The sequence below is a fragment of the Maledivibacter sp. genome (assembly GCA_025210375.1).
Classification (GTDB): domain Bacteria; phylum Bacillota; class Clostridia; order Peptostreptococcales; family Caminicellaceae; genus JAOASB01.
The window spans coordinates 302,570-315,190 of the sequence record JAOASB010000029.1 but is presented as its reverse complement, the minus strand read 5'-3'; the positions used below and the strand labels follow the sequence as shown (position 1 = coordinate 315,190).

At 32.0% G+C, this 12,621-nt stretch carries 12 protein-coding genes and 1 riboswitch; of the genes, 10 read left to right on the top strand and 2 right to left on the bottom strand.

What is annotated here, in order from left to right; translation table 11 throughout:
* The first annotated feature begins 9 nt into the window (after positions 1–9).
* A complete protein-coding gene (rbsK, locus tag N4A68_10950) occupies positions 10–918 on the top strand; it encodes a ribokinase (GenBank protein ID MCT4564812.1) in 909 nt (302 codons plus the stop codon).
* A 189-nt stretch (positions 919–1,107) separates the two neighbouring features.
* On the opposite strand, the gene N4A68_10945 is transcribed toward rbsK, so the two are convergent.
* The gene (locus N4A68_10945; protein MCT4564811.1) at positions 1,108–1,362 is read right to left on the bottom strand and encodes a zinc ribbon domain-containing protein; all 255 of its coding nucleotides are present in this window, start codon (positions 1,360–1,362) and stop codon (positions 1,108–1,110) included.
* Between the two features lie 77 nt (positions 1,363–1,439).
* Positions 1,440–2,351, bottom strand: coding sequence for a YafY family transcriptional regulator (locus tag N4A68_10940; GenBank protein MCT4564810.1), 912 nt, complete (start codon positions 2,349–2,351; stop codon positions 1,440–1,442).
* A 454-nt stretch (positions 2,352–2,805) separates the two neighbouring features.
* Here N4A68_10940 and N4A68_10935 point away from each other — a divergent pair, with 454 nt between their 5' ends.
* From N4A68_10935 to N4A68_10895, 9 genes are all read left to right on the top strand, one after another.
* A complete protein-coding gene (locus tag N4A68_10935; GenBank protein MCT4564809.1) occupies positions 2,806–3,402 on the top strand; it encodes a DUF3841 domain-containing protein in 597 nt (198 codons plus the stop codon).
* Positions 3,403–3,480: 78 nt separating this feature from the next.
* Positions 3,481–4,044, top strand: coding sequence for a DUF3841 domain-containing protein (locus N4A68_10930; GenBank protein ID MCT4564808.1), 564 nt, complete (start codon positions 3,481–3,483; stop codon positions 4,042–4,044).
* Between the two features lie 275 nt (positions 4,045–4,319).
* Entirely contained in the window at positions 4,320–5,306 is a 987-nt protein-coding gene (locus N4A68_10925; GenBank protein ID MCT4564807.1) for an LCP family protein, read from the top strand.
* Positions 5,307–5,547: 241 nt separating this feature from the next.
* A riboswitch (purine riboswitch) is annotated at positions 5,548–5,651 on the top strand.
* A 185-nt stretch (positions 5,652–5,836) separates the two neighbouring features.
* A complete protein-coding gene (locus N4A68_10920; protein MCT4564806.1) occupies positions 5,837–7,240 on the top strand; it encodes an FAD-dependent oxidoreductase in 1,404 nt (467 codons plus the stop codon).
* Between the two features lie 258 nt (positions 7,241–7,498).
* Positions 7,499–8,536: a glycerophosphoryl diester phosphodiesterase membrane domain-containing protein gene (locus N4A68_10915; protein ID MCT4564805.1), complete on the top strand. Its 1,038-nt coding sequence runs from the start codon at positions 7,499–7,501 to the stop codon at positions 8,534–8,536.
* The gene (locus tag N4A68_10910) at positions 8,490–9,164 is read left to right on the top strand and encodes a hypothetical protein (GenBank protein MCT4564804.1); all 675 of its coding nucleotides are present in this window, start codon (positions 8,490–8,492) and stop codon (positions 9,162–9,164) included. Before N4A68_10915 ends, N4A68_10910 begins: the two co-directional genes overlap by 47 nt.
* The gene (locus N4A68_10905; GenBank protein ID MCT4564803.1) at positions 9,148–10,218 is read left to right on the top strand and encodes a hypothetical protein; all 1,071 of its coding nucleotides are present in this window, start codon (positions 9,148–9,150) and stop codon (positions 10,216–10,218) included. The genes N4A68_10910 and N4A68_10905 overlap by 17 nt, the downstream gene beginning before the upstream one ends.
* Positions 10,182–11,147 carry a MoxR family ATPase gene (locus N4A68_10900; protein ID MCT4564802.1) on the top strand — a complete coding sequence of 322 codons (966 nt, stop codon included), beginning with the start codon at positions 10,182–10,184 and terminating at the stop codon, positions 11,145–11,147. The genes N4A68_10905 and N4A68_10900 overlap by 37 nt, the downstream gene beginning before the upstream one ends.
* 17 nt (positions 11,148–11,164) lie before the next feature.
* On the top strand, positions 11,165–12,478 hold the full coding sequence (locus tag N4A68_10895; protein ID MCT4564801.1) for a DUF58 domain-containing protein: 1,314 nt from the start codon (positions 11,165–11,167) through the stop codon (positions 12,476–12,478).
* Positions 12,479–12,621: the final 143 nt, after the last annotated feature.

The following is a 12,621-nucleotide window of genomic DNA, read 5'->3' as shown; positions in this document are numbered from 1 at the left end:
GGTGTTTTTATGGAAATTGTTGTAGTTGGAAGCATTAACGTTGATTACAGCGTAATGGCTAAGAGGCTTCCAAAGAAGGGCGAAACTATACTGGCATCTTCATTGAATATCATTCCAGGAGGGAAGGGTGCCAATCAAGCTGTTGCAGCTAAGCGATTGGGAGGGAATGTCTCCATGATCGGTGCCGTTGGTAATGATGCAATAGGCAAAAAAATGAAGGAAAATCTTCGGGAAAATGGAATAGATATTTCAGGGATTATTGAATTAGATGATGTAACTGGAACGGCCTTTATCGCGGTCAGTGAAGATGGAGAAAATAGTATTATTGTATATCCAGGTGCTAATGAAGGATTAACTCCTAAAAATATTGAGGCCCTTGAAGATATTATTGAAAAAGGAGATATAATTCTAATACAGTTGGAAATTCCCATGCAGGTTGTAGAAAAAACAATTTTATTAGCAAAAAAATATAATAAAAAGGTTATATTAAATCCCGCTCCAGCTAAAGAAATTCCTCAAGATGTCTATAAAAATATATACATAATTACCCCAAATGAAACTGAACTGGAGCTTCTAACGGGGACAAAAAATATTGAAGAGGGAGCCAAGAAGCTTTTAGATAAAGGTGTTGAAAAAGTAGTTGTTACTTTGGGCTCTAGAGGATGTTTGTATATGGACAGGGATAATATCAAATATTTTAACAGCTATAAAGTAAAAGTCGTGGATACTACTGCAGCTGGAGATACTTTTAATGCGGCTTTAGCAATAGGTGTTGATAAAGCTATTGATAAAATGATTGAGTTCGCTAATGCTTCAGCAGGATTGTCAACAACAAAGCTCGGGGCGCAAAGCTCAATACCATATTTGAATGATATGATTGGGTTTATAGAAGGTTTAGAAGAAAAAATAGATATGTGATATTATTTGACAATGTAGATGCTTCGAGACTGTTGAAAAAAATTTGCAGTTTAAAGAGAGAATGTGATATGGAAACTAATCCATTTGATACACAGGGTTTTAAGTGTATCTGGTGGATTGTTTCTATATCACATTTTTGAAACTTTGACAAAAAGATCTGATCCGGTATTTAAATACCAATAGCCTAAATTATTTAGACCACCTCTTTAAATTTGGGAAAAGATTATTCATCATTTCTCTAGCCTTTTTTTCTTCAAAGCCTTGTTTAATCATATGGGGAACACAAATTTCTATCATTTCCTCCATTGTAGCATCACCTGTAAAATCACCATCCTTAAAGCAATAGGTACAGTAATCCTTATTCTTAGTACCATCTCCATTATTCCCCATTAACTTTTCATCATTTAATGGCATACCACAGCTTTGACACAAATTACTATTCATTAAGACACCTCCTGAACTCCCTTTCAATGTAATTATAGCAAAGGTAATATGACATCATATTGTCGTAATTCCTAAACCTATTCATATTTTTCTAAAATATTTTTTGCTTTGTACTTTATGATCTCTCTAATATGATGGGGTTCAATAACTTCAACATTATTGCCAAAGCTAAGAATCATACTGTAAACCCATTCATCCTCGGGATAGTTTATATAGGCATATATATATCCATCCTTATTAAAATCCAAATTTTCAAACTCAAAATAATCATCTAGCCTGTTTAATGCTTTTGGAGTAAATTTTAGTTTAAGCTTGACAGTGTTTTCAGATGGGAAAATAAAATTGAAGTCAAAGTCATTTTCTCTAGTGTCAAAGGGCTCATTTGTAATTATCAGTTCTCTTAACCTTGTAATTTTAAATAGTCTAAAGTCCTGTCTTAATCTACAATATCCATATAAATACCAGCTATTTATCTTCAAGGCTAATAAAGCAGGTTCAACAAGTCTCTTGGTAGAATTTCCATTTAAGTCTATGTAATTAAAGCTTATCACCCTTTTTATATCAACTGCTTTTTTTATGGTATCAACTTTGTCTTTTAAGCTTTTAGAAAATCCCCAGGGGCTAAAGTCCATTATTATCCTATTTTCTCCATTAGAACTATTTTGGGATTTAATGGAGGTGAGTTTTTCAATAATACTTCTAAGGCATTTATCTTCATAGGCTTTATTAATACCCTTTAATGATGTAAGTAAAAGACTGTGTTCGGAGTCGGATAAAAAATTTTTGTCTATCTTATAATTGTCTAATATTTCATATCCACCGAATTGTCCTTTATAAGATATTATGGGAATCCCCGCCATGTTAATAGATTCAATATCCCTTTGTATTGTTCTTATGGAGACTTCAAAGTAATCAGCAAGATCCTTTGCGGTAATCCTTTTTTTATTCAACAGCATTATAACTATTGAAAGTAATCTAGCCACTTTCATAAATTCTCACTCCAGTTAGAAATTTTCAATTGATGAAATTCCATAATATATTTACATATTATCATACTTTCCAATTTTCCATTTATTAATATTTCAAATTACTCGTAAAATGAAGTCATAAATAATATAATGAAATTATTAAATAATATAATTGACCGAGCAAATTGCATAATTACTTTCTATAAAAAACCATCTATATAGGGTTTTATAGTATAACTTAACTTATACATGGACAAATATGCGATGTTCCTGGGCATTTTGGACTTGTATAAGTTAAAGTCTATACTAAAATCCCTATACTACATGCAGTTTCAAAATCCTCAGAGCTATACTATCAAATATGCTTATATCTTAAGCAATTAAATATAGGATGATATTCGCATATCAGGTTCTGCCAAGTAAGAGTTATGCAATTTTCTGGACCTATAATATCTTCTAGAAGGGAGTATTAAAAATGAGTCATGAAACTGATAGGGGTAAAATTAAACTTTGGACAAGGCAGAATAAAGGGATATTGAGGGATTTAGAAGAGTACGGAGTATATCGTGTGAGAAGGGAATACATAGAGGAGAAGCTTGATACCATCGCTCCCTTTTATCTTAAAGCGTATAAATGGTATACGGAGAGGGCAGCCCAAATAGTATCAAAGCCTAAAGAAGTACAGTATCCTATATGGTTATCAACTACAGAAAATATGATGCTTCAGCCTACCGAGGATTCTGTGGTTTTAGAGTTAGAGGTTGATAGGGAATATGTTGTTATTACTGATCAGGAAAAATGGGGATATGTAATAAACTATTGGTATGTTCCATTAGATAGAGAAGATGAAAAGAAACACAATGAAGAGTTAAAAAAATATGGCATTTTTGATGAATCTGCCCTATGTATGGGGGGAAAAGGGAACTTTTATCCTTTATTAAGAAATAAGATTAAAAAAAGCTGGGATAGACTATTTGATAATAATATTAGACTATGTAATCTTACTCAAGCTACGCTATGGGAGATAAGGAAGGATTGGATAGTGAATATAGTACATTATGAAGAAAATTAGTAAGGTATATGAAAAAAATCAAAGGGACGAGTAAGATGACTAGTCTATTTTTGAATGTGCCTAGAGTAGGAGGAGATTATGAAGAAGGATACTATAAGACTCTGGACTTGTCAGAATAAAATCGTATTGGATACAATAACAAAGCAAGGTGTATATCATGTGAAAAGAGAATATATAACTAACAAATATAAAGAGGTTTCAAAGATTTTTCTCACTGCATATGATTGGTTTGTAATTAATGGCAAGAATATAGTACAACCTCCCAAGGGTGCTGAATTTCCAATCTGGACTTGGGGGGATTCTAGGTATGTAGAGCATTTTGAGGATTCAGTTATTTTAGCTTTAGAAATAGAGAAGGATAAAGTAATACTATTTGATAGTGGAAAGTGGAATAAGATATTGAATCTTTCCTACATACCTAAGGATGAAAATGATTATGGGATATTTAGAAATGAGCTTAAAAGATATAATATAACAGATGATTCTGAAGCATATATGAGTAATTTTTACCCTTTGCTAAAATCGAAAATAAGAAAAAGCTGGGAAAGATTATTCGATGAAGATATAAGTATCTCGGGAGTAAATCAAGGGGCTATTTGGGAGATAAGAAAGGAATGGGTAGTTGAAGTATTTGAAAAATAATTGAGGAAATTGAATAACTTTGACTTGGCTAAGCTCTATATGGAAATATCATCCTTAATTTGAATATTTAAGATATAGTATATTTGGTGGCATAGCTTTGTGGCTTTTAAAACTATATATAGTAGATAATTTCTGTAGAAGGTAATTATGCAATTTGCTCAATTATTAATTTGGGAAAAAATTCATCATATATCAAGACAAAAACTACAAAAAATAAGAATTAGAGAGAAGGTGATGATATAAAAAGTTTAAAAGTAATTTTATGTACAATTGTAATGATATTATCTATACTTACACTTTATTCTCCTCTTAATGTTAATGCCCTTACTTCAGATTATATTGAAATCGTAGATTCTGCTATATATCCTCAATTTATAGATATCAGTGTGATCACATCGGATAATATTAGCGAAAGGATTAGATGTGATAATAGAAAATTAAAAGAAACAAATAAATATGCTGGAAAGAAAGAAAATAAGGATACTAATGAAGAAAAAATAGAACACATACTATTGGTTGGAATTGATAGTAGAAGTAATACCTTTAGCCATTCTAGAGCGGATACAATAATGATAGCTTCTATAAATAAATTTAAAAGGCAGGTAAAATTAACGTCCATAATGAGAGATACTTATGTAAAAATACCGAGGCATAAAAACAATCGTATAAATGCGGCCTATGCCTATGGGGGAGTAGAATTATTGAAGGAAACCATAAATAAGAATTTTAATTTAAATATTGATAAGCATATAGTGATTAATTTTAAAGGATTTGAAAGAGTTATTGACGTTTTAGGAGGAGTAGATGTTAATATAAAAAAATATGAGGTTAGAGAATTGAATAGATGTTTGAGTGGATTAGGTAGAAGTAGACAGTGCTTTATAAAGCAAAGTGGATTAAAACATGTAAATGGTCAGCAAGCCCTTGCCTATTGTAGGATTAGAAAGGTTGGGAAAGGTGACTATGAAAGAACTGAAAGACAACAAAGGATAATGAAATTAATAATTGATAAGGTGAAGGAATTAAATTTTTCAGAATATCCTAAATTAATTGCAGGAATTTATCCCAATGTAAAAACTAATATAAGTAATAAGGAATCCTTAAAATTAGTGTATGATTACTATAAAATAAATGATTGGAATATGGAAAGTATACAAATTCCTACAAATAAATCCGGGAAACCAAGAATAATTAATTCTATGTGGGTAATTGACCCTAATATAAATGAATGCATAAAGTGTATCAAAGAGTTTATATATTAGCAAAATTCTTAGCCGAATATTTTAAGGTTGTTGATAAATAAAGTTTTTTTTATCCCTTTAAACTATAATGATAAGGTCTGGTGACCATAAAGGGAACAGGGGTCTTGCTTAGCAGGGTTCTTGTTTTTTTATGGTGATCAGTAGGTGAAAGAAAAATAAAAAAGTGAATAATTATATTAAAAGTATTGTAATTGTTCGTGAAATGGGTTATACTTTTTTTGGTAAACGAACTATTATTTAAAAAATATATTTAAAGTTCACTTATATAAATCTAGCAATATGGGCTGGATGTTTCTACCTAACTACCGTAAATAGTTGTGGGCTATAAGTGCTATAGGCTTATTGGCAGCACAACTTTTATGCTTTTCTTTCTTTTTGAATTTCCCTAATAAATATAATGCATAGAAGTAGATGTGTTGATTTAAATTCAATAATTATGGAGTAATATTCGTAAAGAACGAATATCGGTACATTTCGTTTTTTGGGAATGAAGACTATTTATGACAAAATTATAAAGGGAGATGATCATTTTGAGTTATGATGTAATAATAGTAGGAGCAGGTCCATCGGGAATTTTTACAGCCCTAGAGTTGATTAGACAGAAATCTGAGAAAAAAATATTGATTATTGAAAAAGGAAGAAATATTGAACAAAGACATTGCCCTAAGGAGCAGACGAAGGTATGTGTTTCATGTAAGCCCTATTGTCATATAACAACAGGATTTTCTGGGGCGGGGGCATTTTCAGATGGCAAACTTTCCCTAAGCTATGAAGTAGGGGGAGACTTGCCTAAACTAATAGGAAGTGACAAAGCCCAGGAATTTATAGATTATACCGATAAGATATATCTTGATTTTGGAGCAGATGAGAAGATAGAAGGAATAGATAATAATGAAGAAATTAAAGTTATAAGAAGAAAGGCTATTGAAGCAGGGCTCAAATTAGTTGATTGCCCCATTAGACATCTTGGCACGGAAAAAGCACAAGAAATATATCTGAAGATACAAAATTATCTTATGGATTCAGGAGTTCATATTAAGTTCGATACAGTGGTTAAGGATATAGTTGTGGAGGAAGGGGTAGTTAAGGCAGTAAAAGTTGCTGATTCAAAAACCAAAAGCAATGACGAAGAGATTTATGGTGATAAAATAATTATTGCATCGGGAAGAAAGGGTGCAGATTGGCTGAAAGCTATGTGCCTAGACCATGAGATTAATCATGTTGCGGGAACTGTTGATATTGGAGTAAGGGTTGAAGTTAGGAATGAGATTATGGAGAAGGTTAATAATGTGCTTTATGAGTCAAAGCTTATAGGCTATCCGGAACCATTTAGAAATAAAGTAAGAACTTTTTGTCAAAATCCTGGTGGATTTGTTAGTCAAGAAAATTATGATGATGATTTAGCAATTGTTAATGGACATTCATATAAGGATAAGAAGTCGAATAACACTAATTTGGCCATATTAAGTTCTCATAATTTTTCAGAGCCCTTTAATCAACCTATACAATATGGAAAGAAAGTTGCTGAACTAGTCAACATGCTTGGTAATGGCAATATATTGGTACAAAGATTTGGGGATATACTTGATGGGAAAAGAACTTGGCAGGATGAATTGGATCAATCCAATGTAAAGCATACATTACCCGATGCAGTAGCCGGGGATTTGACATCTGCTATTCCATACAGACCTATGATGAACATTATTAACTTCATCAAAGCAATGAATACCGTTGTTCCCGGGTTTGCAAGTAGGGAAACACTATTATATGGTCCAGAAATAAAATTTTATAGTAATAAAATAGATGTTGATAATGCCTTTGAAACTAATATAAAGGGGCTTCATTGTCTTGGAGATTCAAGTGGATGGACAAGGGGTCTAATGATGGCATCGGTTATGGGAGTTTTGATGGGACAGATGTTATCTGAAGAGTAAAGATATGTTTTAAAATAATAGACTTATATAATAAATATTATATCACAAAGGTGGCGGTTCTTTTTGGCACAAATAGATTTTATGTGACAAAGAGAATCGTCACCTTTGTCATATTGACCCTCTTCAATCTTCAACTATAATGTGGCGTTATATGCATTTACCCCATTATCATTGTAAATCAATACTAAATGATATATAATTCATATTGTGATAAAATTACCAGTAAATATTTACTATTTATTAAAGGAGGAGGTACTAATGATTTTGAAAAACTACTCTGTTATGTCCCTTGCCGATGCCATGGACAAGACCTTTGATATTCATAAAAAGAATATGGGGTCCTCAGCACTTTATTTGTTTTTATACTATATCATAAGTATCATAGCTTACTTTATAATTTTCTTTGTTGGGATGTTATCCTTTGCATTTACGGTGGCCGAGCTATTTGATGGCTTCTTTATGGATGATATATTTTCTAATGCTGACTTTGGGGCTGTGATTGCTATTTCTTCTATTTTTGTAATCATTTTCTCCCTTGTATTATTATTTAAATTTGTACAAAAAGTGGGGATTATAGATATAGCATCTAAAGGTTTTCTAGATAAATCCGTTGGATTTGAAAAGGCTTTGGGACTATCCTTTAAAAAGATTCCAGCTATTTTCACATTGATAATGGCTTATGCAATAATATTTCTTCCTATAATCATTGGATTTATTTTACTCACAGTTAAATTAAATTTTATACTAGATTTCTATTCCTTTGATAAGATTGAAATTTGGATGATAGTAATGATAATAGGATTTGTTGTGGTTTTTAGTCTTTTATCTACTTTATACATGTTTTCAATTCATGCTGTCGTTTTAGAAAAGTTCTATTTCTTTAAGGCATTAAAAAGAAGTAGAAATTTAGTGAAAAATAGTTTTTGGAAATTGTTTGGGATAAATATATTATTTTCCATCGTTGTCTCAGGGATTACATATTCCATATATTCATTTTTAGGGGTAATCGTAGGATTGATTATGCTTATTTTAAAAACATTAGATGTAAGAGAGTCTATTTTGACTGCATTGCTGATGGCTGGTAATTTCTTAAGGATTCCTATACAGTTAATATTTTCCCTATTTATATCTCCCTTAGGAGGAATATTTACCACTATTTTATATTATAATCAAAGATTTAAGAATGAGGGCTATGATATAGAATTAGAGTTAGAAGGCTTAAAAGATAAAATAGTAAAGGAGAAGAAAAGTGAAATATCTAGGATATCTATCGACTCCAACGAAAGAAAAATTTGATAAAACTATTGAAGAAATACTAAATAGGCTTGAATACAAGCATCTCAGTAGAAAATATATAGACATAATGGAAGGAATTAAAGAAAAAATTCTTTCATGGATAAAAGCATGGCTGAATTCAATAGATATCAGTGATAAACAGATTGCTGATGCTGCACCTTCCATATCAAATGGAATAATCATAATAGGTTCTGTATTGATTATCCTAATAGTAATTATACTGATTATATATATAAAAAGGATTATTAAAAGGGATAAAAGGGTTACAAGTATACTTGGAGAAATAATTGATGAAAAAACAACTACCCAGGGATTGTATGAGAAAGCTAGGAGATATAAGGAGTTAAAGGATTATAGGGAAGCCCTTAGATATAGCTTTATAGCACTTCTCTTTCAAATGAATGAAAATAATCTTTTGTATTTAGATGAAACCCAGACAAATACTGAGATTATTTACACCTTGAAAAAAAACGACTTTAAGGATACAGCCTTATTTCAAGATGCTGTCAATCTATTCAATAAGGTTTGGTATGGTCACAAAAAAATAAATGAAGATATTTATGAATCATGGGAAAAAATGATAGCAGTATTAAATGATGGGGTGAGCAATATTGAAAATAAAAAATAAGAAGGACATATGGATATTCATTTTTCTAATACCCATTTTTTTATGGCTTAGTTTAAATTTTTCCGGTGATAAAAACAATAAATCTATTCCCTATTCAGTCTTAAATAAGGGCTCCAAGGGAGTAAGCGTTATATACGAAGCTATGAAGGAACTGGGTTATCCTGTTAAGCTAGATTTAAACAATATAGAGGATAAGGATTATGATAATATACAGTTCGTTATTCTTTCAAACTATAATTCGCGGTTTGATATTAATGATGATAGTATTAAAGCATGGATAAAGATGGGTGGTAAATTAGTTTGCTTATATGAAGATATAGGAGATATACGACTTGACTACGGTAAAAAAATAGATTCCTTCACTATGCACTATAAAGACAGTGGGTCAGTGTTTTCCTATGGAGATGGAAGGGTGTTAATAGGAGATAGTGGTCTCATAAACAATAAAGCATTAAGCAGGGATACCGATGGTGCATATTGGATTTTAAAGCAGATTGATGAATGGGGATATTCTAGGATAGAGTTTAATGAGTTTTATCATTATTCAGGGGGGAAGAAAAAATCTCTATGGGAAGATATGCCCAAGGGGATAAAATTTATGTTGTACCAAGTAGCTTTTCTAATTGCTAGTATTATTTTTTATAAAGGCAAAAGATTTGGTAAACCAATACCCCTTTATGAGGAGGTAGAAAGAACCGAGAATGAGTATATCTTGTCAGTGGCTTCATTATATCAAAAGGCAGGCTGTTGGGAGGTAGTTTTTGAAAGCTATTATAGGGATTTTTTATTAGAGGTTCAAGGATTGTTTGGGAAAAATGAATGTATAGATGAGGAATGGCTAGAGCTTTGGGAAAAAAAGAAACTATCCAGGTTTAATAAAGCTAAGGAATTGTATGATTTCAAAAGGTCTGAAATCAGCCATATAAAAAACAAGAAAAAGAAATCCAAGAAGTACTTAGAAATGATATCTATTATTGAGTCTCTTAAGAAAATAATCATGAAAAGGAGAGAAGACCATTGGAAAAGGTTGAAAAAGGATATACAAAAAATATAGTAGATAAGATTAATAAAGAAATTAAAAAGGTTATAGTGGAACAGGAAGAATTGCTAAAATTTAGCTTGACGGCTTTTTTATGCGGAGGACATGTGCTATTGGAAGGGGTTCCAGGACTTGCAAAAACCCTTATGGTTAGAGGGCTTTCAAGGGCCATTGATGTTGACTTTAAAAAAATTCAATTTACACCGGATTTAATGCCAGCCGATGTTACTGGAACAAAGATTTTTGATATGCAATCAAAGGAATTTGAATTAAAGAAGGGACCTGTTTTTACGAATATGCTTCTAGCGGATGAGATCAATCGTACTCCTCCTAAGACACAGGCTGGATTATTAGAGGCCATGGAGGAGAGAACAGTAACGATTGATGGTGAAATCATTAAGCTTCCAGACCCATATATGGTTTTTGCTACTCAAAATCCAATTGAGTATGAAGGTACATATCCTTTACCCGAGGCTTTGCTCGATAGATTTTTGATGAAGCTTATGGTAGACTATCCATCACCTGCAGCGGAAAAAGAAGTGCTTAAAAAATATAACCAAGGCTTTACAAGTGTTGATTTAGACAGTGCTGGCGTTAATTCTGTATGTAGCGGAGAGGATATATTAAAATGTAGAAATGAAATAAAAAGTACCCAGATAGATGAAGGATTAATGGGTTATATAATTAATATTATCGCAGAAACAAGGAATCATCCCTTTATTGAAATTGGAAGTAGCCCAAGGGGTTCTATTGCACTTCTACAAGCGGCAAAGGCCTATGCCGTTATTGATAGTAGAGATTTTGTTATTCCTGAGGATATTAAGAGTGTGGCTATTCCTTGCCTTAGACATAGAATTGTATTGAAGCCAGAAATTCAAATTGAAGGAACTACAGAGGATGAGGTTTTGAAGAGCATTTTATCAGGTGTAAAAGTGCCTAGATAGAGAGTTGGGTGATTATATTGATTTTTACAAAGAGATTTATTTCTATTTTAGGTGCAGGGATTCTAATTGTTGGATTGTCCTATTTTGCTGAACTAAGTATGACTACATTTATTTTATATAATTTAGCCTGCTTTGCAGTATTAACCCTAGACTATTTTCTATCACCTTCAAATGATGTATTTGAGATAGAGCGAATTGGACAGGATAAGCTGTCTATTTATGAAAAGGAAAAAATAAGATTTAGAGTATATAATAAATGTGATAGAAAAATATATATGGAAATAAAGGATGAATATCCAGACTTTCATTTTGAAGTTCATGGAAAAATTATGACAGAATATATAATGCCCCATGGCTACGCGGATTTTGAATATGAGCTTATTCCCAAAAAAAGAGGAGCCTTTAAGTTTGGAGATATTCACATTAGGTACAAAGGTAATTGGAAGCTTTGTATGAAATCCTTTAAAGTGTCTCTCCATAGAGAATATAAGGTATATCCTAATCTTAAGGATTTGAGAAAATATAAGCTAGCGGTATATAATAGTAAATTCAATCGAGCTGGACAAAAATCCTTCAAAATGTTGGGCAGTGGTAGTGAATTCGAAAGCTTAAAGGATTATGTGCTTGGAGATGAATACAGAAAAATCAATTGGAAGGCGACGGCTAGGGAGAATAGGCCCATCGTTAATCAGTATGAACCAGAAAAGAATCAGCATGTATATATGTTGATTGATAGTGGTAGACCTATGAGTTATTCCGTAAGGGGATATAAAAAGCTCGATGTTGCCATCAACACTACATTGGTATTATCCGATATAGTTAATCAAAATGGGGATAGGTCAGGGATGATGGTTTTTAATACAGAAGTAAACAATCTAATAATGCCGGGTAAAGGCCATAATCATAGAAATAGGCTTATGGAAGCTTTGTATCACATTCACCATACAAAGGAAACATCAAACTATGAAGAAGCCTTTTATCATTTGAAAAGAAAAGAAAGGCGTAGGAGTTTGATATTTTTGTTTACGGATTTTGATACTATTGAAGAGGCAGAAGATATGATGAAGGTGATATCGGTGTTATCGAAAAACAATATTGTAATTACTGTATTGCTTAAGGATGAGAAGCTTGAAAAAATGACATCTATACCTGGGAAAGAGGAGCATGAGGTTTTTAACAAGGGAGTGGCCCTTGAACTCCTAAGGGAGCGTAAAAAAATAATCCATAAATTAAATGCAAAGGGAATCATGTGTATTGAATGTCCGCCTGAAAAATTGGCAATGAATGCAATAAACAAATATCTATATACAAAAAACCGGATGTTTTTTTAAACATCCGGTCAGATTGTTGACAAAGTCAACTAGATGAAAGGCTACCTAAAAATCTGAAGTTCAAGGGGTGCTGAAAGCGAGAGACCGAAGCGTATATAGACATACGTAAGGGTTCTTGATTGAAGCAGCAACGAAGAAATTCG